The organism is Nocardia sp. CDC159, assembly GCF_023740735.1.
GTDB lineage: Bacteria > Actinomycetota > Actinomycetes > Mycobacteriales > Mycobacteriaceae > Nocardia > Nocardia pulmonis.
This window is the reverse complement of the sequence record NZ_JAMRXH010000006.1, coordinates 79,471-103,768: the sequence shown is the minus strand read 5'-3', so window position 1 is coordinate 103,768 and position 24,298 is coordinate 79,471. Positions and strand designations below refer to the sequence as shown.

Here is a 24,298-nt window from a genome sequence, read left to right as displayed (position 1 = left end):
CGCCCCTTCGAACGAAGTCGCGACATCTTTCAGCGATTGTGCCGCAAACTCGGTCGAGCGCTCTGTGATCCCCGCCACCCTGGCGCGAACTCAGCGCGCGACGCGGTGGATCTCGTGCAGGTCCGCGACCGTGAGGCCGATCAGGGACTCGCGCAGCACCAGCCTCGGCCCCGCGGACACCGCGACCTCACAGGGCACCACCAGCACGGCGCAACCGGCCGCGGCGGCGGCCGCCGAACCGGTCGGCGAATCCTCCACCGCCACACAGTGTTCCGGCGCGACGCCGAGCAGTTCGGCACCGCGCAGATAGGGGTCCGGCGCGGGCTTGCCGCGCGGCACCTCGTCACCGCAGACCGTGACGTCGAAGTACCGCCTGCCGAGGGTCTGCAGGCACAGCTCGGTTACCGACCGCTTGGTATTGGTCACCAGCCCCGAGGCCAGTCCGGCCGCCCGCACCATCGCCAGGGCCTCGCGCGCGCCCGGACGCCACGGAATCGGACCGGACATCAGCTCGACCACGCGCCGTTCCATCCACTCTCCGGCCGCGGCCAGTTGCCGCTCGGTCGGCTCGATGCCCAGGCCCGCGAAGGTGATTCGCAGCGCGTCCGGGGCCGCGGCCCCGATCAGCGCGTGCCGGGTGGCGTCGGTCATCTCCCCGCCCAGTTCGACCGACAGCTCGCGCATGGCGATATCCCAGAGCTTCTCCGAGTCCAGCAGGGTGCCGTCCATATCCCACAGCACGGCCGCCGGGCCGCGCCCTCGCCACTCCACCCTCCGAACTTCCCTTCGCTGTCGTCTCTAGGCGCCCGAGGCCGTGATGACCATCCGGCCGTTCTCCGAATCGATCCGGAACCACCGATTCTCGCTGGTGACCGTCCCGTCCTTCTTGCGGTAGGTCAGCGTCGCGTTCGCGACCCCCGTGCCGGTCGTCTGCACACCGCCCACCCTCACCGACGCGATCGTCGCCCACCAGCTCGAATAGGACTGGTAGCCGCCGGTCTGGGCCTGGTAGCCGGGCGAGAGCATATTCCACGCCGCGCCCGTATTGCCCGGCAGATTTCCGTAGTAACTGTAGATGAACCCGCTGATATCGGCCGGTCGCGGCGGGCCGAACGAGGTGGACGCCGGGGGCGGGGTGGTGGTGCTCGGCTGCGGCGGCGTACTGGGCGCCGACGGGGTGGCCGCGGGCGTGCTCGACGGGGCGGCGCTGCTGCTCGGCGGGGTGGTCGTGGTCGGGTTCGCCGGACTCGCGGTCGTCCCCTGCACCGGCGCGGCGGCCGGGGGCTCAGCGCTGCTACTGGCGGCCGGGACCGGGGGTCCGGCGTTCGGCGGTGCGCCCCCGTCTCCCCTGTTCCCGATCAGCAGGACCGCGACGATGCCGATCACGACCACCAGCACGGCCGCGCCCGCGGCGCCGAATGCCACCACCCGGCGGCGTTGCGCCGGTGCGCCCCAATTCGCCTGCGGCACCGCGGGTGTGGTGCCGCCGCCGTCCCCACCGGTCGCCACGTGCACGGTCGGGGCATCGGCATTGCCCAGCGCCGCGGTGCCCTGCGGGGACGACAGCACCGTCGTCGCCGCGGCGGCGTCCACGGCCGCGGTCGGCACCGGCAGCACCTTGGTGGCGGCCGGGACGATCGTCGGGGCGCGGCCCTCGGCCACGGCCTCGAGCTCCTCCTGCGCCTTGCGCATACTCGGCCGGTCGCCGGGTTCGGCGGCCAGCAGCGCCATCAGCACCGGACCCAGCGCCCCGGCCCGTTTGGGCTCGGGCACCTGCGCGCGGGCCACCGAATGCAGGACGGCCAGCGGATTGTCGCCCTCGCCGAACGGCGGCTTACCCTCCACCGCCGCATACAGCGTGGACCCCAGCGCGAAGACGTCCGAGGAGGGTTCCGGATTCTCACCGCGCGCGATCTCCGGCGACAGATACGCCGGGGTTCCGGCGAGGAAGCCGGTCGAGGTGACGGTGACATCACCGACCGCGCGCGAGATGCCGAAATCGGTGATCTTCACCGTGCCGTTGTCGGCGACCAGGATATTGGCGGGTTTGACATCCCGATGCACGATGCCCGCGTCGTGGGCGGCGGCCAGCGCGGCGGCCACCTTCGCGCCGATGCGGGCGACCTGCTGCGGATCCATCGGACCCTGCTCCCGCATGAGCGCGGCCAGACTCGGCGCGTCGACGAACTCCATGACCAGCCAGGGCTGGCCGTCCTCCTCGGCGACGTCGAAGACGGTGACCGCGTTCGGATGGTGCAGCCGGGCGGCGATCCGTCCCTCCCGCATGGCCCGCATCTTGGCCTCGACCGCCTGCGAACGCGTCAGACCGGGAGCCAGCAGCAGCTGCTTGACCGCGACCGTCCGTCTGAGCCGAACGTCGCTGGCTCGCCAGACCACACCCATCGCCCCCGTGCCGATGGGGTCGCCCAGTCGATACCGTCCCGCGATCAGCCGGTCTGACGTCATGTTGTTGTACCCCTCCTGCGCTCACACGCCGAGCCGCCATGCCACTCTGCGTGAAGCCCGGAAATCTCGAAAACCCTACGCGTTGAAGTATTTCGCTTCCGGATGCAGTAGGACGAACGCATCCGTCGACTGCTCCGGATGCAGTTGCAACTCCTCCGACAATGTCACACCGATGCGCTCGGATTCCAACAGCGACACGAGTTTGGCGCGATCCTCCAGGTCGGGGCAGGCACCGTAGCCGAAAGAGTAACGGGCTCCACGATATCCGAGTTTGAAGTACTCCTGCACGTCGGAGGGGTCCTCGTCGGCGACGGAATGTCCTTCCAGCACAAGTTCTTCACGGATGCGCCGGTGCCAGTATTCGGCCAGGGCCTCGGTCAGCTGCACACCGATGCCGTGCACCTCGAGGTAATCACGGTAATTGTTCTGAGCGAACAGTTCGTTCGCGAAATCAGCGATCGGCTGGCCCATGGTGACCAGTTGGAACGGCAGCACATCGACCTGGCCGCGCTCGACGGCGAGTTCGCGCGAACGCACGAAATCGGCGATGCACAGGAACCGGTCGCGTTGCTGGCGCGGGAAAGTGAACCGATACCGCTCGGCCGCTTCGGGATTCGGCTCGGCGAGCACGATCACGTCGTCGCCCTGCGAGACCGCCGGGAAATACCCGTAGACAAGCGCGGCATGCTGTAACACGCCCTCGGCGGTGAGCCGATCCAGCCAGTACCGCAGCCGCGGACGGCCCTCGGTCTCCACCAGTTCCTCGTAGCTGGGCCCGTCGCCGCCGCGCTGCCCGCGCAGCCCCCACTGCCCGAGGAACAGCGCCCGTTCGTCGAGCAGACCCGAATACTCGTGCACCGCAAGGCCCTTCACGACGCGGGTGCCCCAAAAGGGGGGCACCGCCACGGGCAGGTCCGCGGCCACATCCGAGCGCTCGGGCACCTCGACGGGCACCTCCTTGGCGCGTCGCTCGGCGGCGATGCGCTTGGAGCGCTCGTGGCGCGCCTTGCGCTCGGCGGCCTTCGCCCGTTCGGCGGCCGCCTCGGGCGATTCCGGATCGACGTCACCGCCGCGCTTGCGGGTCATGATGTCGTCCATCAGCCGCAGCCCCTCGAAGGCGTCGCGCGCATAGTGCACATCGCCCTCGTACACCTCGGTGAGGTCGTTCTCGACATAGGAGCGGGTCAGCGCCGCACCGCCCAGCAGCACCGGGAACTGATCGGAGACCCCGCGGGAGTTCATCTCCTCGAGGTTCTCCTTCATCACCACGGTCGACTTCACCAGCAGCCCGGACATGCCGATCACATCGGCCTTCTTGTCCACCGCGGCGTCGAGGATCGCCGTGATCGGCTGCTTGATCCCGAGGTTGACCACCTCGTAGCCGTTGTTGGACAGGATGATGTCGACCAGGTTCTTGCCGATGTCGTGCACATCGCCCTTGACCGTGGCCAGCACGATCCGGCCCTTGCCGGAGTCGTCGGTGGCCTCCATATGCGGTTCCAGATAGGCCACCGCGGCCTTCATGGTCTCGGCCGACTGCAACACGAACGGCAGCTGCATCTGACCCGAACCGAACAGCTCGCCAACGGTTTTCATACCCGACAGCAGCGTCTCGTTGATGATCTGCAGCGGCGGCACCTGTCGCATCGCCTCGTCGAGATCGGCCTCCATCCCGGCCTTCTCACCGTCGACGATGCGCCGCTCCAGCCGCTCGAACAGCGGCAGCGCCGCCAGCTCCTCGGCGCGCGAGGCCTTCGACGAGGAGGTGGACACGCCCTCGAACAGGGCCATCAGCTTCTGCAGCGGGTCGTAGTCGCCCGTGCGGCGGTCGTAGACCAGATCCAGCGCGGTCTCGCGCTGCTCGTCCGGAATCCGGCTCATCGGCAGGATCTTCGAGGCGTGCACGATCGCCGAATCCAGGCCCGCCTGCACGCACTCGTGCATGAACACCGAGTTCAGCACCTGCCGCGCGGCCGGGTTCAGGCCGAAGGAGATATTCGACAGGCCCAGGGTGGTCTGCACGTCCGGATGGCGGCGCTTGAGCTCGCGGATGGCCTCGATGGTCTCGATGCCGTCGCGGCGCGACTCCTCCTGGCCCGTGCCGAGGGTGAAGGTCAGGGTGTCGATGATGATGTCGGATTCGGCCAGCCCCCAGTTGCCGGTGATATCGGCGATCAGCCGCTCGGCGATCTCGACCTTCTTGGCCGCCGTGCGGGCCTGGCCCTCCTCGTCGATGGTCAGCGCGACCACCGCCGCGCCGTGCTCGGCCACCAGCCGCATGGTCTGCTGGAACCGCGAATCCGGTCCGTCGCCGTCCTCGTAGTTCACCGAGTTGACCGCGCAGCGTCCGCCCAGATGCTCGAGCCCGGCCTGCAGCACCGCGGTCTCGGTGGAGTCGAGCATGATCGGCAGCGTGGACGACGTCGCCAGCCGCGAGGCCAGCTCGGACATGTCGGCGGTGCCGTCGCGGCCCACGTAGTCCACGCACAGATCGAGCATGTGCGCGCCGTCGCGGGTCTGATCCTTCGCGATGTCCAGGCACTTCTGCCAGTCCCCGGCCAGCATCGCCTCGCGGAATGCCTTGGAGCCGTTGGCATTCGTGCGCTCGCCGATCATCAGGATCGAGGCGTCCTGCTCGAACGGCACCGCGGTGTACATGCTCGACACCGCGGGCTCGTGCTCGGGCTCGCGGGGCGCGGGGCGCACCTCGGCCACCGCCTCGGCCACCTGGCGGATGTGTTCGGGAGTGGTGCCGCAGCAGCCGCCGACCAGGGCGAGCCCGAACTCGGTGACGAAACCGCGCAGCGCGACCGCGAGCTCCTCGGGGGTGAGCGGGTACACCGCGCCGTTGGCGCCCAGCACCGGCAGGCCCGCGTTCGGCATCACCGAGACCGGCACCCGGGCGTGCTTGGACAGATGCCGCAGATGCTCGCTCATCTCGTCCGGGCCGGTGGCGCAGTTGAGCCCGATCATATCGATGCCCAGCGGCTCGATCGCCGTCAGCGCCGCGCCGATCTCCGATCCCACCAGCATGGTGCCGGTGGTCTCGACCGTGACGTGGGTGATGATCGGGATCCGCCGTCCCGCCTTGGCCATCGCCCGGCGGCTGCCGGTCACCGCGGCCTTGACCTGCAGCAGGTCCTGACAGGTCTCGATCAGAATGGCGTCCGCCCCGCCGTCGAGCATGCCCAGCGCCGCCTCGGCATAGGCATCGCGCAAGGCGGCGAAAGGGGCATGACCCAGCGTCGGCAGCTTGGTACCCGGCCCCATCGACCCCAGCACGTAGCGGGGCGTGCCGTGCGCGGTCGGCCCCATCTCGTCGGCGACCTCGCGCGCCAGCCGGGTGCCGCGCTCGGACAGATCCCGGATGCGGTCGGCGATGTCGTAATCGGCCAGGTTGGGCAGATTGCAGCCGAAGGTATTGGTCTCCACCGCGTCCGCACCGGCCGCGAAGTACTCCCGGTGAATATGGCGCAGCACGTCGGGGCGGGTCTCGTTGAGGATCTCGTTACAACCCTCCAGACCACGGAAGTCGTCCAGCGTCAGATCGGCGGCCTGCAGCATCGTGCCCATCGCACCGTCACCGATCACGACACGCCGGGACAACGTGTCGAGCAGCGTGGTATCGAACTCGGCGCGAGAGGACACAAACATGTACTCAAGAGTAAAGGGAGCCACCCACAATCCCGACCGGAGCTCAGTCCACATGCGGCCGGACGTGGTGCTCGCCACATTCGCTTGCGCGGGCGCGGGTCGTTTGCCCGAATTCGGCCGGTACGGCGGCGACCGGAAGGGCAGGGGCGACACGCAGGTTCGGAGCTTATGCCGTGAACAGCAAGGCCCCAACCCCGTAGGCTGTGCGAGTGAACCCCAGTGCAACACCCGATCCGGAACTGCCGACGCTGCGCGATCCGGTCCTCGTCGCCGCCTTCGAAGGCTGGAACGACGCGGCCGACGCCGCCAGCGGCGCCGTCGAACATCTGGAACTGATCTGGGATGCCGAACCCCTCGCCGAGCTGGACTCCGAGGACTACTACGACTACCAGGTGAACAGGCCCACGGTGCGCCAGGTCGACGGCGTGACCCGCGAGATCCAGTGGCCCTCGACGACGCTGTCGGTGTGCTCCCCGCCGGGCAGCGAGCGCGATATCGTCCTGCTGCACGGCATCGAGCCGAATATGCGGTGGCGCAGTTTCTGCGGCGACATCCTCGAACTGGTCGAACAGCTCCGGGTCACAACGGTTGTCATCCTCGGCGCACTGCTCGCCGACACCCCGCACACCCGTCCCGTCCCGGTCACCGGCACCGCCTACAGCAAGGAGGCGGCCGAGCGCTTCAACCTCGAGCAGACCCGCTACGAGGGACCGACCGGTATCACCGGCGTGCTGCAGGACGCCTGCGTGCGCGCGGGCGTGCCCGCCATCTCCTTCTGGGCCGCGGTCCCGCACTACGTCTCCCAGCCACCCAACCCCAAGGCGACCATCGCCCTGCTGCACCGGGTCGAGGACGTGCTCGATATCGAGGTCCCGCTGGGTGAGCTGCCCGCGCAGGCCGAGGACTGGGAGGCCGCGGTCGACGAGATGACCGCGGGCGACGAGGAGGTCACCGAATACGTGCGCTCACTCGAGGAGCGCGGGGACGCGGCGATCGATCTGAACGAGACGATGGCCAAGATCGACGGCGATGCCATCGCGGCGGAATTCGAGAAGTACCTGCGCCGACGCGGTCGGCCGGGCGGTTTCGGGATGTAGAGCCGCGAACTTGGGTTCCACTAAACCAAGTTGGTGGTTCCCCCCTGCTCGTCGCGCATCTACGCGCCTTCGGCAAGCGGACCGCGATCATCCACGACGGCGACCGGGTGCTCACCTATGCGCGGCTCGCCGAGCTCGTCGAGGACTACACGGCCCGGCTGGGGCGGGCCCCGCCGCCTGGTCGCGCTCGCGGCGCGCAACGACGTCGGTTCGCTGGTGGCCTATCTCGGCGCGCTCAACGCGGGCTGCGTGGTGCTGCTGACCGAGGCGACGGACGAGACGCGCTTGGGCACATACGATCCCGATGTCGTCATCGAGGCGACCGCCGGCGGCGGTGTGCCGACACCGCTGGATCCGGCACGACCGGTCGGTGCACTCCCTGCATCCGGACCTGGCGCTGCTGCTGAGCACGTCGGGCTCGACGGTCCGGGCGCGCGCCCGCGCGCGATCCGACCGCGCGGTCGGCGAGTGACGTGGAATCGTCTGGCCGACAGGGCGTTCGAGTGAGAAATCCGCGGCGCGGCTGATTCGGACATCCGCTTCGTCCGAAAACATGCCATCTGCCACCTTCAGAGCAATCATTCAGCTAAATACCGGTCGGTTCTTCCAAATGCGACCGATGCGGGGCCATCGCAGATCCAGGGACCTCCCCGGTGCGCTCGGCCGACGGATTCGCCACGGCGGCTAGCCCGCGGCTTCGGCCTCGGGGCAGTGCTCGACGGTCCAGACCCGAGCCGCGGCCTCATGGGCCAGCTTGGCGATCAGCAGGTCGCGCGGAATGGTCTGACCGGCAAGGTGATCGAGGGACGGAACCACCACGTGATGGGCCTCGGCACGCTTGAGCTCGGCGGTCAGCTCCGCGAACGCGGTGCCGTCACCCGGTGTCGATTCATGGAACGTCGCGGCGAAGCACAGCCCCGCCGAGCGCGCGAGGCTGCACATGGCGTCCTCCAGCTCCTCGGTGTGGCCGTCGGCCAGGTCGTCACGCACGTATCCATAGATCAACGCTTCCACCCGAACCTCCGTTGGGATGTGGATTGATTCGCTGTTCTCTTGTTTGGATTGCCCGGTCGGGGGTATCGGTCGATCGGGCTCCTGCTGTAACGAAGTCGTGCATTGAACAGTATGGAGCACGCACAGATGCAATTGCAGATGTCAATACGGGGACATGTTTGTGCCCTATCCGGGCCATCTCGCGTTAACTGGTGGGATACTACAGAGGTGACCGCTGGTGACGATCGACCCGTCTGGGCTGTTCGGATGCGTTCGGAGCGTGACGCTCGGGGTTGGTCACAGGCCGACGCCGTTCGCGCCATGCGCGCCAAGTCTTCTCACAACCTACCGACCGACAGCACCTTGTTGCGCAACTGGCGGCGCTGGGAGTCCGGGGAATCGCGACCGGACGACTTCTACGCCCCCATCATCGCCGCCGCCTTCGATACGGTGACCGCGGCCTTCTTCCCCAAGGCCCGGCCCAACCGCGATGACGAACTGCTCTCCTCCACCGGCATGGACACCCTGGAATTCATCGGGCGGCTGCGGATGTCGGACGTCTCATCGGCGACCCTGGACGCCATCCGGATCACCGCCGAGCGGCTGTGCTGCGAATACCCTTGTGCCGACCCGCTGGAACTGCATTCCGAGGGCACGGCGTGGCTGCGCCGCATCACATCCCTACTGGACGGTCGGCTCACCCTGGCCCAGCATCGCGAGGTGCTCGTACTCGCGGGCTGGGTGGCCTTACTCGTGGGCTGCGTCGACTACGACCTCGGCTGGCGCACCACCGCCGAGGCCACCCGCCGCGCCGCGCTGTCACTGGGCCAGGAGGCCGAGCACGCCGAAATCCAGGGCTGGGGCGCGGAAATGGCGGCCTGGTTCGCGCTGACCCAGGGCAACTATCGAGGCGCGATCGATGCCGCCGAATCGGGGCTGGCCACCGCCCGCGAGCTCGGCGTCGGCGTCCAACTCGCCGCCCAGCAAGCCAAGGCGTGGGCCCGCATCGGCGATCGGGCGGCCATGGAGAACGCGCTGCGGCAGGGCCGGGCGATTCTGGAGAAGCTGGACCATCCGGCCAATTTGGACAACCACTTCGTGGTGGATCCGCAGAAATTCGACTTCTACGCCATGGACTGCTGCCGTGTCGCGGGCGACGACCGGCTCGCCGAAAGCTATGCCCGCCAGGTCATTCGCACCTCCACCGGCCCCGACGGCACCATCCGAAAACCGATGCGCGTCTCGGAGGCCCAACTGACCCTGGCCGTGGTCGCCGTGCGCGGCCGCGATCTCGAACTGGCCGTCGACGAGGGCATGCGCGCCTTCGCGGGCAAGCGGCGCTCGCTCCCGTCGCTGCTGTGGATCGCCGGCGAGGCGGCGCGGGAGATGATCGAGCGCTTCCCGGGCGATCCGCGCACTCGGGATTATTTGGATCAGTTGCGCTCCCTCGCCGCGAGCTGAGTAGTTGCTAGTGTCCGTCGAATGGACTTCAGCCTGCGGAGTTGTTCGTGGCGGGGGCATGCGACCTATGCGCCCGACGAGGCGGAACTGGCGGCGCGGCTGCATGTTTCGACACCGGCCGGGGAGGCGTGGCGGTGTCTGCGGTGTGGAAACTTCGTGGTCGGGGCGCCGCGGCAGCGGGGACCGGCCGACGAGGCGCCGGAGGTGCCGCGCGGGCGGCTGCTGCGCGACCGGTTCATCATGCGGCTGCTCGCGGTGGAGCGGGTGCTGCGCGGGCTGGTGTTCATCGCGCTCGCGGCCGGGGTGTTCAAGGTGCGCAACTCCCAGGAGCGGCTGAAGGCCGCCTTCGACAAGGACATGCCGCTGATCCGACCGCTCGCCGACCAGATCGGCTGGAACCCGGACAATTCGAAGATCGTGCACTTCATCGAGAAGGGCTGGACCCTCTCGCCGACCACCCTCACCTGGATCGCGGCCGGTTTGCTCGCCTATGCCGCCATCGAGATCGTCGAGGCCGTCGGCCTGTGGCTGGTACAGCGCTGGGGCGAATACTTCGCGGTCGTCGCGACCAGCGTCTTCCTGCCGATCGAGATCTATGAGCTGACCGAGCGGATCACCGTGGTGCGACTGGGCGCACTGCTGATCAATGTCGCGGCGGTGGCCTGGCTGCTCTGGTCGAAACGGCTGTTCGGGCTCAACGGCGGCGGCCGCGCCTACCACGCCGAGCACAGCGAGGAGAGCCTGCTCACCGTCGAGCGCGCGGCCGTCGCGGAGAACGCCGCCTGATCGGCTACCCTCTTCCCGGTGACCGAGTCCGCTGCAGGATTGCTGCCCGACGCCCTGTTCGATGGTTCCGCCATCGAACGCGGCCGCGTCGCGTTCGCACCGGCCGGGTTCGACGCGGCCGCCGTGGAGGAACGACTGCGGTTGTTCTCCTTCGCCACCGCCGAGAAGCGCGGTGAATACCTGTGGGTGCTGCGCGCTTTCGACCACGCCCGCGCGGCCTACGTCGTACTGCTGCACGCCAGCGATGTCGCCGAAACGCTGACCCGGTTCCCCGAGGCCCCCCGGCTGACCGCGACCGAGGTCGGCCCGCTGCTCGAACAGCTGCACCAGTGGGGTGTGCTGGAGCGAAGCTATGACGGCACCCGCGCCGCGACGCTGGCCGAGTACCGCAACCGCCACTACGTCTACCAGTTCTCCCAGGCGGGCTATCAGGCATATCGGGCGGTCACCGAGGTGCTGGGCGCGCGCCTGGACGAGGCGTCGCTGTCGCGGCTGGTGCTGCCCGAACTGCTCGCGGACCTGCAGGCCCTCGCGCGGGCCAACCGGACCGGCGACGCCGAGCGGGTCTACCGCATCCTCAACCGCCTGGACACCGCCCTGTCCGAATTGGCCGATCGCGCCGCGCATTTCTATCTGACGCTCGGCGATCTGGTGCGCACCACCGAGGCGACGCCGGAGTCCTTCCTCGCTCACAAGGACGCGCTGCTGGCGCATATGCGCGAGTTCAGCATGGACCTGGCCCGCTTCGCGCCCCGGCTGGCCGCGGCCATCGCCGAGGTCGAGGACACCGGTGTCGACGAGCTCATCGCCCGCGCGGGCGCCTGCGACGAACGCGTGCTGCTCGGCGTGGCCGAGCGGGAGGCCGACTGGCGGGCGCGCTGGCAGGGCCTGCGCGCCTGGTTCGTGGCCACCGCCTCGGATGTCGCTGCGGGCGAGGGTAATTCGGTCACCGAGGCGGAACGGCTGCGCGAGGCGACGATGAGCGCGATCGCCGCGGTGCTGTCGCTGCTGCGCCGGGTCACCGAAACCCGCAAGGGCGGGGTGAGCCGGGAGTCGGCGCTGCGGCATCTGGCGGGCTGGTTCACCGCCGCGCCCAGCGCCGAGAGCGCGCACGCGCTGTTCGACGCCGTCTTCGGGCTGGGCCGCCCGCGGCATCTGTCGATGGAACATCCCGACGCCGATGTGATCCCGCCGATCCGATCCTGGTGGGACGCACCGCCCTTGGAGATCGCGCGCACCCTCGCCGAGACCGGCCGACCGCCCTCCCCCGGCGCACCGTCGCGCATCCAGCGCAACGATGCCGGAATGCGGCGGCTGCGCGAGGCCCAGCTCGACGCCCAGCGCCGCCGCGCGGAGGCGGCGCGCTCACTGGCCGCGGCCGACCTGGACGAGCGCGTCCTCGACGACGGCGAGACCGAGGTGCTGCTGCGCCTGCTCGACGCCGCGTCCACCGCCTGGGTGCCGGTGAGCGGAAGGACCGGCGGCACAACGGGTTCCGACAGCGGCGTGACGCTCACCGTCTCCCCACACGACGGCCCCACCGTGGTGCGGACCTCCCGGGGGCTGCTGTATCTGAACAACCGACGCCTGTCCGTGCGCGAAAACCCGCGCGCCAGAACGTCTTCCGGGCGGTCGTGATGCACGCCCGCACGATCGACTCCCTCGCCCTGGACAGCTATCAGCGCGCGGCGCGGGTGATCCTGGCCAACCATCTGATCACCCGCTCCTATCCGGATCGCATTGCGTTGCCGCTGATTCGGCGCTGGGCGACGGAGCTGCGCGAGGATCTCGCCGAGCTGCTCGGCTACCGCCTCGAGGTCACCGAGACCACCGCCCGGCTGTTCCCCGTGGTCGACCGGCTGGATTCCGGCCGCCCGGCCCGCACCCCCGCCGAACGCGTCTTCGATCGCCGCCGCTACGCCTACCTCGCCCTGGCGCTCGCCGCGCTGGGCCGCGCCGGCGATCAGATCACCCTGTCGGAGCTGGCCGATCAGGTCGCCGCCTACACCACCCGGGTGGACGGGCTGGAGCTGTCCACCGATCGGGCCGCCGACCGCGATGCCTTCGTCGACGCGGTCGCCTGGCTGGCCGCGCGCGGCGCGCTGACGCTGGCCGACGGCGATGCGGGCGGCTGGGCGGCCGATCCGGAGGCCGGGGAGGCGCTCTACGACATCGATCGGTCGGTGGTCTTCGCCGTCTTCCGCCCGCCCCGGGTGCTCCAGCATCTGCGGAGCGTACGCGGCCTGCTCGCCGACGAATCCGACACCGGCACACCGCAGCAGCGCGCCGCCGCCGCGCGCCGGGTGCGCCGCGCGCTGGTCGAGCTGCCGGTGGTGTATGCCGAGGAGCTGACCGAGGACGAGCGCACGCTGCTGGGCACCGAGAAGCTGGTCGCGGAGGTGGAACTGCTCACCGGCCTGCGGGCCGAGCGGCGCGCCGAGGGCGTCGCGCTGATCGACGTGTCGGGCCGCCTGTCGGATGTGCGTTTCCCCGGCACCGGCACCCTCGCCCAGGTGGCGCTGCTGCTGGTCGGCGAGATCGCCGATCTGGTCCTGGATTTGGACAATCCGGTCCAGCGGCGGCCCCGCCCGGAGCCCGGCACGGCGCTGATCGACCAGCTGGATCAGGCGATTCCGCAGGCCACGGTCTTCGCTCCGCTGGCGGTTGCCGAACCGGCCGCCGCCGAGGACGAGGCCGTCGAAGCGATCGAGGAACCGGAGATCCCCGAACATCCGTTCATCGACTCGACCTGGATCACCGAGACGGTGCAGGCGCTCACGCACCGCTACGGTTCCACCTTCGCCGCCCAGTGGCAGGCCGATGTCCCCGGACTCACCAAGGAGGTGATCGCGCTGCTGGAGCGGTTGCGACTGGTGGAGGTGCTCGACGACGGTCTGCTGATCCTCCCCGCGCTGGCCCGCTACCGAGGCGCGGTCGTCACCGTGCGCACCCGCGCGGAGACCGAATTGTTCGCCTCGGCAACGCATGTGGGAAGGGATACCTGATGGACCTCATTCACGGTGGCGTGCGGTTCGTTCCCACCCGGGCCGGGATCGTCAACCTGTGGGACTACCGCGATCAGGAGTTCTGCTTCGCCGACGGCCGACTGGTGCTGCGCGGACCCAACGGCTCAGGCAAGACCAAGGCGCTCGAGGTGCTGTTCCCGTTCGTCTTCGACGGCCGCATCGAGCCGCGGCGGCTCAATCCGTTCGCCGGTGAGGAGCGGACGATGAAGTCGAATCTGCTCTACCGCAAGCAGGAATCGGCGTACTCGTACGTGTGGATGGAGTTCGCGCGCGGACGCTGGTCCGAGCCGGAGGTCGTCACCGTCGGCATCGGCATGCGGGCCACCCGCTCCAACGACAAGGTCACCCGCTGGTACTTCGTGGCCGACGGCCGCGTCGGCGTGGACTTCTCGCTGATCGGCTCCGACGACCGCCCGCTGACCCGCAAACAGCTGGCCGAGCAGATCGGCACCGACGCCATCACCGATCGCCCGGTCGACTATCGCGCCGCCATCGACGCGCGCATGTTCGGGCTGGGCCTGCAGCGCTACGACCAGCTGATCAATCTCATCCTCACGCTGCGCCGCCCGCAGCTGGCCAAGAACCTCGATCCGCGCGGCCTCTCGCAGGCGCTCACCGACGGCCTGCGCCCGCTCGACGAACAGCTTATCCTCGATGCCGCGCGCTCGTTCAGCGATATGGAGGAGGTCGGGCGCACCCTCGAGGGGCTGGTGCAGGCCGACTCGGCCACCCGGACCTTCGTGGACGTGTACCGCAAATATCTTGGGGTGCAGGCCAAGTCGGATGTGGATCAGGTGCGCACCCGACTCGACGCGGTCACCCACGCGAGCACCGCGCTGTTCGCCGCGACCGCGCTGCGCGAGCGCCGCGAGGCCGAGCGCGCCGCCGCCGAGATCCGCGCCGAGGAGGCCGACCGCGCCTACGAGCAGGCCCTCGCCGATCGCGAGACGCTGCAGCGCTCCAGCGCCTACGAGGGGAAACAGCAGCTCGACGACCTGGCCGACGCGGTCCGTCGCCTGGAGACCTCCGCGGCCGTGCACCGGGACAAGGCCACCAAGGCGCAGCAGACCGTCGAACAGCGCACCGGCGAGGCCGAACGCGCCCGCGCCGCGGTCGAATCGGCGGTGGGGGCGCTCGCGCGCGGCGAGGACGAACTGCGGGCCGCGGCCGAGGAGGCCGGAATCGCCTGGGCCACACTGCCGGAGCAGGCCCGCGCCGAACAGCTCACCACCACCGTGCGCAGTCACGTCGAGGAGCGCGACGCCGATGTCCGCGCGGTCCGCCAGGCGCTGACCCTGGTGGAAACGGCCGCGGCCGACCGGAACCGGGCCGAGCGGGCCGCCCAGCGCGCCACCGAACAGCGCGATGCCGCCGCGGCCGCGCTGGCCGAGGCCGAGGCGGCGGTGACCCTGGCACGCTCGAATGCCGCGGCGTCCCTGCGCGATTGGTGGGAGACGCACCGGGAGATCCTGGCCCCGGTGCGCACGGGACTGTTCGAGGCGCTCGACGCCGCCCTCGCCGACACCGGTTCCGACGATGCGCCGACGCTGGCCGAGGTGCTCACCGAGCGCACCGAACCGCTCACCGACGAGATCCGCGCCCGCCGCCAGCAGGCCCGCGCGGCCGCCGAACAGGCCGTCGCCCGGGCCGCCGGGTTGCGCACCGAACGGCAGCAGGTGGCGGCCGAAAAGGATGACGCACCACCGGCTTTCGCCGCCCGCACCGACTCCCGAGCGGGCCGTGCGGGTGCGCCGCTGTGGCGGCTGGTGCGCTTCGCCGACAGCGTCTCGCCCGAACAGGCCGCGGGCATCGAGGCGGCGCTGCAGGCCGCCGATCTGCTCGACGGCTGGGTGAGCGATCACGTGCCCGATCATGCTTCGGATCAATTCCTGGTGCCGCTGCCGAAAGAGCAGCGCCCGTCCGGTCGCACACTCGCCGATGTGCTCGAGATCGAGGACGACTGCGGCGTCACGAGCGTCGGCGACGTGCTGGCCTCGATCGCGGTGTGCGACAGCGTGACCGACGGTCAGACGCTGGCCGTCACCGCCGACGGCCGCTACCGCCAGGGTGTGCAGCTGGGGCGGCACACCAAGGCGCATGCCGAGTTCATCGGCGCGACCGCCCGCGCCCGGCGGCGCGAGCTGCGGCTGACCGAGATCGCCACGGCCATCGAGGCCGCCGCCGCGGCCGAGGCCGCCGCCCGCGCCGAGGAGCAGGCCGCGACCGAGGAGCTGGCCCGAATCTCGGCCGCCACCAAGGCATTGCCGCGCACCAGCGCCGTCACCACCGCACTGCGCGCGGTCGCCGAGGCCGCGGGCATGCTGCGGTCGCGCTCGGAGGCCGCGGCGCAGGCCGAGAAGGATCTCGATCATGCCGTCGCCGACTACACCGCCGCCGACAAGAAGGTGCGCGCGGTCGCCGCATCGCACAACGCGCCGCGGGACCCGGCCGAACTCGACGCCCTGGCCGCGGCCATCCGCCACTTCGAGAACACCGGAACCGCGCTGTTGCGGCTGCGCGGGGATCAGCTGCGCGAACACGAGCGCGCCCGGGAGGCCGAGGATCGGCTGGCCGAGGCCCGCGACCTGGCCGAGGCCTTCGCCGAGGAGGCCGAGGCCGCGCGGTCGGGCTACGAGGAGCAGCTGCGCAAGCTGGAGACGCTGCGCGAGGCGCTGGGCGCGGGCGCGGCCGATATCGACCGCGAGCTGGAGCAGGCCCGCGAACGCATCGAAGCCGCTCGCGCGGAACAGAAGTCGGCCCGCAAGGCCGCCGCCGACGCCATCGAGGGCGTGGGCACCGCCGAGGGTTCCTATCGCGCCGCGTACGACGCGCTCGGCGTCGCGTTGACCGAATTGCTCGCCGACGTGCGCCATCTCGCACCGTACGCGCGCCCGGATCTGCTGAGTCTGCTGGGCGCCGACGAGACCTGCCGCTGGCCCAGCAGCGAGGCGGCCTGGTCCACGCCCGAACAGCTGCTGTACCGGATCGAGACCGGTGGCCCGGACACCGAGCCGCGAGTGCTGCCCGAGGAGGTGCACGAGCTGTTCGAGAGTATGTCCACCGCAACGGCTTCGGTGCGCGCCGGGGAGGCGGCCCGCAAATCGACCCGCAGCGCGGTGACCGCGGCGCTGCAGGAATTCGACGCCGCCCTGGCCGCCGCCCGCCAGGACTACCGGTTGCAGTGGGACGCCGCCGACGGTTTGACGGTGGTGCAGGTGCACGACGATCAGGGCGTGGCCGCGCTGGCCGACTTCGCCGAGCGCATCGCCCGCGCCCGCTCCGATCAGGAACTGCTGCTCACCGACGCCGAACGCCGCATCCTCGAGGATGCGCTGCTGACCGGCCTGGCCCAGCAGATCCACGAACGCACCTGCGACGCACGCGATCTCATCACCCGCATGGGCAGCGAGATGAAACAGCGGCGGATGTCGTCGGGCAATACCATCGGCGTGCACTGGGTGCTGGCCGACAATCTGCCGGAATCGGCGCGCGCGGTGTGCAAACTGCTCGACCGCGACGCCTCCGATCTCACCCCCGACGATCTGGCGACCATCCGCGCGCACTTCGCCGCCGAGATCCGCGCGGCGCGCGCGGCCCACCCGGAGCGCTCCTACCCCGAAATCCTCGCCACCACACTGGACTACCGCACCTGGCGGGTGTTCTCCTTCACGATCGTCACCGCCGACGGCACCGAGGACCGCCTGACCGTGGCCCGCCACAGCGCCCTGTCCGGCGGCGAGCAGTCGGTGTCGCTGCACCTGCCGCTGTTCGCGGCCGCGCACGTCATGCTCGACTCCGCCGATCCGCAGGCCCCGCGCCTGCTGGCGCTGGACGAGGCGTTCGCGGGCGTAGACGACAACGGCAAGAGCGAATTGCTGGGCCTGTCGGTCGATTTCGACCTCGACCTGTTCATGACCGGCTACGACCTGTGGATCACCTACGACCACGTCCCCGCCTGCGCGCACTACGACCTGGCCCACTCCGCGGCCGAGAACACCGTCAGCGCGACGCTGCTGGTGTGGGACTCCAAGGATCTGCTCGCCGAACACGACGGCACCGACCTCACCACGGCCCTGGGCTCCCCCAACCGCCGCCGCACCCCACACACCATCGAGGGCGCCATCCCCATGGACGAGGAGCTCGAGCTCACCCCCTGAAAATCGGCTGGACCGGATGTCCTGTCCTGCAACACAATCGGCACCGTGCAGCAGGAGGAGATCTGGGACACCGAGGCCGCCCGCACCTACGACACGATGGAGGCCGCGCGCTTCGCGCCCGAGGTCCTCGGTCCGACGGTCGACCGCCTGGCCGAACTGGCCGCGGGCGGCCGTGCCCTCGAATTCGCCATCGGCACCGGCCGGGTGGCCATCCCCCTGGCCGCGCGTGGGGTCCCCGTCACCGGCATCGAACTATCCGCCCCCATGCTTGCCCGACTGCGCGAAAAGGCCGACGTCGCAACCATTCCCGTCGTCCCCGGCGATATGACCACCACCCGCGCCCCCGGCGAGTACACCCTCGTCTATTTGGTCTACAACACCATCTCGAACCTCCTCACCCAGGCCGAGCAGCTGGAATGCTTCCGCAACGCCGCCCGCCACCTGTCCCCCGGCGGCCGCTTCGTCGTCGAACTCGGCGTCCCCGGCGTCCGTAATCTGCCCCCCGGACCGCAGGCCAGGGTCTTCCACAGCGAACCCGGCTACCTCGGCGTGGACGCCTACGACGTCGTCAACCAACACCTGGTCTCCCACCACTTCTACTTCGACGACTCCAACCAGGCCCGCGTGTTCCGCAGCCCGCACCGCTACATCTGGCCCGCCGAACTGGACCTCATGGCCCACACCACCGGCTTCCACCTGGAATCCCGCCACGCCGACTGGTCGGGCGGCCCGTTCACCGCCGACTCCACCGACCACATCTCGGTCTACCGCCTGCTCACGAGCGAATGACCGGCCGAAACGAATCCGGGTCCGCCGCTTCCCAATCCGCGCGCCAGCCCTGCGGCGGGTCGTCGAGCAACTGCCCCGGCTCGAGCCATTCGTACAGTTCGGCGTAGGAGCGCATGAGGGTCGGGGAGACCTTCTTGCGGAGCATGTGCGGGGTGAGCTGGGTCGGGTCGTCGACGCCCATCGAGGCCATGAGCTGCACGGCCTGACGGACCGTGGCCTCCTGGAAACGTGCCACGCGCAGCCCCTTGTCGCCGACGTCCAGGGCGCGGGCGCGGCGGGGGTCCTGGGTGGCGACGCCGACGGGGCATTTGTTGGTGTGGCAGCGCTGGGCCTGGATACAACCGAGCGCCATCATCATGGCCCGGGCCGAATTGGTGTAGTCGGCGCCCTGGATGAGGCGTTTGACGATGTCGTTGCCGGTGGCGACCTTGCCGCTGGCGCCGATCCGAATCTGCTCACGCAGACCGGTGGCGACCAGGGCGTTGTGGACGGTCATCAGGCCGTCGGTCAGGGGCATGCCGACGTGGTCCTCGTATTCCAGTGGGGCGGCGGCGGTTCCGCCCTCCGCGCCGTCGACGATGATGAAATCGGGGGCGGTGCCCTCGGCCCGGATGGCCTTGCAGATGGCGAGGATGTCCAGGCGCGAGCCGACGCAGAATTTGAACCCGACCGGCTTGCCGCCGGACAGCTCGCGCAGGCGGGCGAGGAATCCGATCAGTTCGCGGGGCGTGGCGAATTCGCGGTGTGCGGCGGGACTGACGCATTTCTCGTGCGCCGGAACACCGCGGTACCGCGCGATCTCCTCGCTCACCTTGGGCGCGGGAAGCACCCCGCCGACACCGGGTTTGGCGCCCTGGCTCAGCTTGATCGAGATCGCCTTCACCTGATCGTAGGCGGACTTGTCGGCGAATTCGTGGGGGTCGAAACGGCCGTCGCGGGTGCGGGTGCCGAAATACGCCGACCCGATCTCCCACACCACATCGGCGCCGGATTCCAGGTGATAGGGCGTCAGCCCGCCCTCGCCGGTGTCGTGCGCGAACCGGCCCGCGGCCGCGCCCCGATTCAACGCGCGCAACGCGTTCGCCGACAGCGCACCGAAACTCATCGACGAGATGTTCAGCAGCGACATCGAATACGGCCGACGACAGTCCGGACCGCCGATCAGCACCCGCGGCGGCTCGTCCGGCTCGTCGACCGGCGCGACGGAATGCACCAGCGATTCGTAGCCGACCGATTCGACGTCACGTTCGGTGCCGAAGGACAGCTCGCCGTGAATCCCCTTGGCGCGCTCGTAGATCATCGTGCGCACATCGCGGTCGAAGGGACGCCCGTCGAAATTGCGCTCGATGAAATACTGCTGCAACTCCGGCCGGATGCTCTCCAGCAGATACCGCATATGCCCGAGAATCGGATAGTTCCGCAACACCGCGTGCCGGGTCTGCACCAGGTCGTACACTCCCACCCCGAGCGCCGCCGCGACCAGTACCAGCAAGATCCACCACGCCCACGACCCGATGGCCGCCACCACCCCCACCGCCACCACCGCGATCGCGAGAAAGCCGACGACGAAGAACCGCGACATCACCCAACCCTTTCCCTGACCCACTCCTCGCTCTCGACATACCCAAGATCAACTCGTTCAGTCGAACGTCGGCTCGGCGTCACGACTGCGCTTCAGTTCATAGAAGCCCGGCGTGCCCGCGACCAGCAGCACCCCGTCCCACAGCCGCCCCGCCGCCTCGCCCCTCGGCGCGGGCGTGACGACCGGGCCGAAGAACGCGATGCGCGAGCCACCGGCACCCGGGACCGCGATGATCGGGGTGCCGACCTCCTCTCCTACCAGAGCGATGCCCTCGTGGTGCGAGGCGCGCACGAGCGTGTCGAAGTCGGTGGAGTACGCGGCGTCGGCGAGGTCCTCCGACAGCCCCGCATCGGCGAGTGCCGCCGCGAAGGTCTCCCGGGTCTGCTTCTCACCCCGATTGTGGATGCGCGTGCCCAGCGCGGTGTACAGCGGACCCAGCGCCGCGCCGCCGTACTTCTGCTCGGCCGCCACGCACACCCGCACCGGCCCCCAGGCGGTCTTGTTCCAGCGCCGGTACTGTTCGGGCAGCTCGTCGAGGCGATTCTCGTTGAGCACGGCCAAACTCATGACGCGCCAGCGGGTTTCGACCGGACGCACCCGCTCCACCTCCAGCATCCAGCGCGAGGTGATCCACGCCCAGGGACAGCGCGGATCGAACCAGAACTCCACCGGCGTGGGACGGGCATTCGCTTGCGACACGCAGATCCTTTCGTTTCTCACACTTCGTTTCCGGGCACCGGCCGGTGGATTCGGCCGCGTGCCACCACCAGCCGCGGCACGCGCAGGCTCCGCAGCTCGGCGCGGGGATCGCCCTCGACCACGAGAACATCCGCGGCACAACCGCTTTCGAGCCGCCCGGTGCGGTCGGCGATGCCGAGCGCCTCGGCGGCGGTGACGGTGGCCATATCGATGACCTCGTCATTGCCGAAGCCGATCTCGGCGAAGAATTCCAGCATGCCCGCGTACTCGCCGAACGGTGCGCCCGGAACCCCCGCATCGGTCCCGGCGATGAATCGCGCACCGGCCCGGCGCATCCGCCGGATCGCATCGCACAGCGCGTCGGCGTTCGCCTGCCCGAGCTGCGCCAGGAAGGCCCGCCAATCACCGGAGATGCACCGGCACACGAACACATCGCGGCGCACCAGTTCCGCCGTGACGGCCTCGTCGTAGCGCAGTCCGTCCGCGGTCCGCCACGAACAGTGCTCCACGGTGCGCACCCCCGCCGCGACGCAGTGCGCGATCGTCTCGGTGCCGTGGGCGTGCGCGGCCACGGCCAGGCCGAGCTCGGCCGCCTGCTCGACGATATAGCGCAGCTGCCCGGCGTCGAACTGCGCCGCCCACATCGGCGGCCCGCCAGGGGTGAGGGCGCCGCCCGACGCCATCACCTTGATCAGATCCGCACCCAGCTCGGCATTGCGCCGAACGCGTTCGCGAATCTCCCGATCCGAGGCGACCTCCCCGCCGAATGCGGCGAGATGTCCGCCGGGGCAGGTGAGCGGAACCGTCGCGGTCAGGATGCGGGGCCCGGCCACCGCGCCCGCGGCGATCGCATCGCGCAGCGCGGCCGCCATACCGTCCGGATCGCCGAGATCGCGGACCGTGGTCACCCCGGCCGCCAGCGCCCGCTGCGCCCGACCGGCCATATCCAGCGCCAGCCGCACCGGCGAGCGGTCCCGCAGCGGGGTGATCGGATCGCGTTCCCCGCCCAGGGCCAGATGGACGTGGGCGTCGATCAGTCCCGGCAGCATCGTCGCGTCCGGAAAGTCCAGTCGTACGGCGGATTCGGGCGCTCGTGCCGCGACCTCGACCCTGCCGCCGCACGCCACGATCGTCGTGCCCTCCAGCAGCAGCGCGGCATCGTCGATGGTCTTGTCGGCCGGACCGACGATCAGGCGACCCGCCGTGATCAGCACCGAGCTCATGGTGTGGTGTCCTTCAACGCGCGCGACAACTCCATCAGAACCCGGGCCTCGGCATGCAGATCGTCACCGTCCGGCACGGCCAGCCGCTTCGCCGAATACGCCACCTCGAGGTCCTCGACCGGCGGCTTACGCGCCAGAGCCTGCCGAATATGCACGGCGAGTTCGGCATTCGACATCCGAGTCAGATCCGTGCCCGGCCGCTCCTCGATATACGGACTCAGCCGGACCAGGCCGTCGCGGCATTCGATCAGCCTGCGATAGAACCGCGCGTGGATACTGGGCCGGAACAGGCGGTCCAGCGGTGAGCTCGCGGGCCCCCGCCCGAGCATCAGCTCCGGGAACGCGGCGGACATGAGCGACCAGAGCGTGGCCAGTTCACGATACTGGCGACGATGCAGGAACCACGACCGCAGCGCCGAGATCGCCTGCATGGTCGCGGGATAGCACAGCCCGATCACGATCAGCGCGGTGCACACATTGGCAATCGAGAAGTTCACGGCGTTGAACCGGCCGTGCATATCACCGTGCGCGACGCGCACGATCACCCAGACGCCGCGGTTGAACGAGGTCAGCGCCAGCCCGAACAGTCCCACCGACACCAGCGTCAGCCCGAACATCTGATAGCGCGGCGCGCGGGCGGCGTAGCGGCGGGCCAGGAATCCGCAGTACACGTAGGCGTAGACGAAATACGCGTTGCCCACCAGATAGAACAGCAGGATCGGCGGTTCGGCGATATGCGGTGTGGTCAGCGAATGCGCTCGGTATTCGCGCGGCGTCGCGATCATGCATGCCACCAGCGCCACGCAGCTCAGCACCAGCACCCAGGTGTGCAGCCGCCGGGACAGGCGGCGCGGGGCGCGCGGCGCGGCCAGCACGAAAACCTGCATCAGGGCGTACAACCCGATCATCACGGTGACGTTCATCAGCACCCGGCCCACGCCGGGCTGCGTGACGGAGTCGATCGCGCGCATGCTCGACCGCAGCGAGACGAAGTTGCCGAGGGCCAGCAGCACGAACGCCGCGACCAGGTGCCCGAGGACGCGATCGTCGCGCCCGCGCAGCAGATCGATACCCTTCCAGACCGCCCCGATCGCGAGCACGGCGATCAGACAAACTTGCAGCAACATCACAGCCAACCGCGTCTGCTGTTGAGCGCGCTGTAGAGCGGCCCCGCCTCGGAGCCGGTCGGAACCGGCGGCGTCGCATAGTCCACCACCGAGGACCATTCCTGGATGATTGTCGCGACCATCTCCGCCTGCCGCTCGCGCAATTCGTCGTAACAGGTGCGCCGCAGCCCGCGCCGGGTCAGATCGCCGGGAAATTCCGGGCCGAGATCGGGCACGTCGTCGCCGCCGGTGTCATCGATGTGCTCGCAGAGAATATGGCCGATTTCGTGCAGAATGATGTGCACCTGATGGACGCGGGTGGTTTCCTCCTGGAAGACGATGCAATCCTCGTGACCGCGCGACATCCACAGCCCGAACGGTCCCGGCACCGGAAGCTGCCAGGGGATCAGGCGAATCGGCTTGCCGCGCTGCTCGCCGATCCGGCGGCACAGCTCATCGATGCGCAGCGGCGGCTGGATATCGCAGGCGCGCAGCACCTTCCGGCAGTAGCGGCGAATCTCCCGATCGTTCACGGGCGCTCCTCGTCGCGCGGCGGTCGCGGATCCAGGATGTCCATCATCGCCAGCAGCTGACGCCGCAGCGCGGGACTCATCGAGCCCGCGCGCAGCGCGATGGCCCGCACGTCCTGCTCGGCGAGCCGCTGCCGCAGCGCAGACTCCTCGCCGGTGTCGCGGGGTGTCTCGTCGGCGAGGAAGTACTCCGGGGCGACGCCGAAGAACCGGGCCAGGATGTCCAGTTGTTCCACGGTGGGATTGCGCTTCTTGCCGGTGGCCAGCTGCCACAGGTAGGTCCCGGAGATCGCGCCGCCGGTGGCCTCCCGGATCTCTCCGGCCAGCCGCCCGTACCCGGGACGGCTGCGCGGGTCCGGGTACCGGGCGGCGATCAGCTCGGTGAGCCGCCGGTCGAACTGCCGCACGAGCGCACTCCTTCCGAAAGGAACCGACACCGAGGGTAGCGGGCAACGGCCGCCACGGATATCGGAGCACCGATTGTAAACTAGATCTGACATAATATTTCAGTTCGAACACATAGTGTTCCAGATACCCCTAATGATAAGGTCGGCACCGAGGTGACTATCAGCTTTATATGACAGTCGGGCCGCCGCGGCTCTTCGCGTCGCATCCGCCGTGCAATCGAGGGGTCGGCCGGATCGAATCAGCGCGAGAGCCGCGGCCCGAGTCTGCGAGTGTCGAATGTCTCTTTGACGCCGATTTTCCAAGCGGCTAATCTTCAGCAAT

General features: G+C 69.6%; 18 protein-coding genes. 8 read left to right on the top strand and 10 right to left on the bottom strand.

Annotated features, from left to right (window positions below):
* Positions 1-90: 90 nt before the first annotated feature.
* From NDR87_RS15350 to metH, 3 genes are all read right to left on the bottom strand, one after another.
* Positions 91-771 carry an HAD family phosphatase gene (locus NDR87_RS15350; protein WP_308212097.1) on the bottom strand — a complete coding sequence of 227 codons (681 nt, stop codon included), beginning with the start codon at positions 769-771 and terminating at the stop codon, positions 91-93.
* A gap of 27 nt (positions 772-798) precedes the next feature.
* Positions 799-2,466 carry a serine/threonine-protein kinase gene (locus tag NDR87_RS15345; protein ID WP_251913779.1) on the bottom strand — a complete coding sequence of 556 codons (1,668 nt, stop codon included), beginning with the start codon at positions 2,464-2,466 and terminating at the stop codon, positions 799-801.
* Between the two features lie 75 nt (positions 2,467-2,541).
* A complete protein-coding gene (metH, locus tag NDR87_RS15340; protein ID WP_251913780.1) occupies positions 2,542-6,120 on the bottom strand; it encodes a methionine synthase in 3,579 nt (1,192 codons plus the stop codon).
* 209 nt (positions 6,121-6,329) lie between these two features.
* Here metH and NDR87_RS15335 point away from each other — a divergent pair, with 209 nt between their 5' ends.
* Both NDR87_RS15335 and NDR87_RS15330 read left to right on the top strand, forming a co-directional pair.
* Entirely contained in the window at positions 6,330-7,217 is an 888-nt protein-coding gene (locus tag NDR87_RS15335; RefSeq protein WP_251913781.1) for a PAC2 family protein, read from the top strand.
* A gap of 117 nt (positions 7,218-7,334) precedes the next feature.
* On the top strand, positions 7,335-7,724 hold the full coding sequence (locus NDR87_RS15330; RefSeq protein ID WP_251913782.1) for a hypothetical protein: 390 nt from the start codon (positions 7,335-7,337) through the stop codon (positions 7,722-7,724).
* Between the two features lie 177 nt (positions 7,725-7,901).
* Here the strand turns inward: NDR87_RS15330 and NDR87_RS15325 are convergent, their stop codons facing one another.
* Positions 7,902-8,231 carry a hypothetical protein gene (locus tag NDR87_RS15325; protein WP_251913783.1) on the bottom strand — a complete coding sequence of 110 codons (330 nt, stop codon included), beginning with the start codon at positions 8,229-8,231 and terminating at the stop codon, positions 7,902-7,904.
* Between the two features lie 246 nt (positions 8,232-8,477).
* On the opposite strand from NDR87_RS15325, the gene NDR87_RS15320 reads away from it, so the two are divergent.
* The 6 genes from NDR87_RS15320 (at position 8,478) to NDR87_RS15295 (ending at position 18,429) form a co-directional block, all read left to right on the top strand.
* Positions 8,478-9,671 carry an XRE family transcriptional regulator gene (locus tag NDR87_RS15320; protein ID WP_251913784.1) on the top strand — a complete coding sequence of 398 codons (1,194 nt, stop codon included), beginning with the start codon at positions 8,478-8,480 and terminating at the stop codon, positions 9,669-9,671.
* A gap of 21 nt (positions 9,672-9,692) precedes the next feature.
* Entirely contained in the window at positions 9,693-10,457 is a 765-nt protein-coding gene (locus NDR87_RS15315) for a DUF2127 domain-containing protein (protein ID WP_251913785.1), read from the top strand.
* A 135-nt stretch (positions 10,458-10,592) separates the two neighbouring features.
* Complete coding sequence (locus NDR87_RS15310) at positions 10,593-12,095, top strand: TIGR02677 family protein (RefSeq protein WP_286013612.1); 1,503 nt, start codon at positions 10,593-10,595, stop codon at positions 12,093-12,095.
* Positions 12,095-13,462: a TIGR02678 family protein gene (locus NDR87_RS15305; protein WP_251913786.1), complete on the top strand. Its 1,368-nt coding sequence runs from the start codon at positions 12,095-12,097 to the stop codon at positions 13,460-13,462. The genes NDR87_RS15310 and NDR87_RS15305 overlap by 1 nt, the downstream gene beginning before the upstream one ends.
* The gene (locus NDR87_RS15300) at positions 13,462-17,640 is read left to right on the top strand and encodes a TIGR02680 family protein (RefSeq protein ID WP_251913787.1); all 4,179 of its coding nucleotides are present in this window, start codon (positions 13,462-13,464) and stop codon (positions 17,638-17,640) included. Before NDR87_RS15305 ends, NDR87_RS15300 begins: the two co-directional genes overlap by 1 nt.
* 45 nt (positions 17,641-17,685) lie before the next feature.
* Positions 17,686-18,429, top strand: coding sequence for a class I SAM-dependent methyltransferase (locus NDR87_RS15295; protein WP_251913788.1), 744 nt, complete (start codon positions 17,686-17,688; stop codon positions 18,427-18,429).
* On the opposite strand, the gene NDR87_RS15290 is transcribed toward NDR87_RS15295, so the two are convergent.
* Genes NDR87_RS15290 through NDR87_RS15265 form a run of 6 tightly spaced genes read right to left on the bottom strand, consistent with a single transcriptional unit; the run spans position 18,416 to position 23,976 of the window.
* Positions 18,416-20,011, bottom strand: a complete 1,596-nt coding sequence (locus NDR87_RS15290; protein ID WP_251913789.1) for an FMN-binding glutamate synthase family protein — start codon at positions 20,009-20,011, stop codon at positions 18,416-18,418. The genes NDR87_RS15295 and NDR87_RS15290 overlap by 14 nt on opposite strands.
* A 57-nt stretch (positions 20,012-20,068) precedes the next feature.
* Complete coding sequence (locus tag NDR87_RS15285; RefSeq protein WP_251913790.1) at positions 20,069-20,710, bottom strand: DsbA family protein; 642 nt, start codon at positions 20,708-20,710, stop codon at positions 20,069-20,071.
* Between the two features lie 17 nt (positions 20,711-20,727).
* A complete protein-coding gene (locus NDR87_RS15280) occupies positions 20,728-21,933 on the bottom strand; it encodes an amidohydrolase family protein (protein ID WP_251913791.1) in 1,206 nt (401 codons plus the stop codon).
* Positions 21,930-23,060, bottom strand: coding sequence for an MAB_1171c family putative transporter (locus NDR87_RS15275; protein WP_251913792.1), 1,131 nt, complete (start codon positions 23,058-23,060; stop codon positions 21,930-21,932). The genes NDR87_RS15280 and NDR87_RS15275 overlap by 4 nt, the downstream gene beginning before the upstream one ends.
* A complete protein-coding gene (locus NDR87_RS15270) occupies positions 23,060-23,572 on the bottom strand; it encodes a hypothetical protein (RefSeq protein ID WP_251913793.1) in 513 nt (170 codons plus the stop codon). The genes NDR87_RS15275 and NDR87_RS15270 overlap by 1 nt, the downstream gene beginning before the upstream one ends.
* On the bottom strand, positions 23,569-23,976 hold the full coding sequence (locus NDR87_RS15265; protein WP_251913794.1) for a hypothetical protein: 408 nt from the start codon (positions 23,974-23,976) through the stop codon (positions 23,569-23,571). The genes NDR87_RS15270 and NDR87_RS15265 overlap by 4 nt, the downstream gene beginning before the upstream one ends.
* Between the last annotated feature and the right edge of the window lie 322 nt (positions 23,977-24,298).

What these genes read in the sequence shown, in the direction of transcription:
- NDR87_RS15345 (WP_251913779.1), bottom strand. Translation starts at nt 2,466, where the DNA reads ATGACGTCAGACCGGCTGATCGCGGGACGGTATCGACTGGGCGACCCC.
- metH (WP_251913780.1), bottom strand. Translation starts at nt 6,120, where the DNA reads ATGTTTGTGTCCTCTCGCGCCGAGTTCGATACCACGCTGCTCGACACG.
- NDR87_RS15330 (WP_251913782.1), top strand. Translation starts at nt 7,335, where the DNA reads ATGCGCGGCTCGCCGAGCTCGTCGAGGACTACACGGCCCGGCTGGGGC.
- NDR87_RS15320 (WP_251913784.1), top strand. Translation starts at nt 8,478, where the DNA reads ATGCGTTCGGAGCGTGACGCTCGGGGTTGGTCACAGGCCGACGCCGTT.
- NDR87_RS15315 (WP_251913785.1), top strand. Translation starts at nt 9,693, where the DNA reads ATGGACTTCAGCCTGCGGAGTTGTTCGTGGCGGGGGCATGCGACCTAT.
- NDR87_RS15305 (WP_251913786.1), top strand. Translation starts at nt 12,095, where the DNA reads ATGCACGCCCGCACGATCGACTCCCTCGCCCTGGACAGCTATCAGCGC.
- NDR87_RS15300 (WP_251913787.1), top strand. Translation starts at nt 13,462, where the DNA reads ATGGACCTCATTCACGGTGGCGTGCGGTTCGTTCCCACCCGGGCCGGG.
- NDR87_RS15290 (WP_251913789.1), bottom strand. Translation starts at nt 20,011, where the DNA reads ATGTCGCGGTTCTTCGTCGTCGGCTTTCTCGCGATCGCGGTGGTGGCG.
- NDR87_RS15280 (WP_251913791.1), bottom strand. Translation starts at nt 21,933, where the DNA reads ATGAGCTCGGTGCTGATCACGGCGGGTCGCCTGATCGTCGGTCCGGCC.
- NDR87_RS15275 (WP_251913792.1), bottom strand. Translation starts at nt 23,060, where the DNA reads ATGTTGCTGCAAGTTTGTCTGATCGCCGTGCTCGCGATCGGGGCGGTC.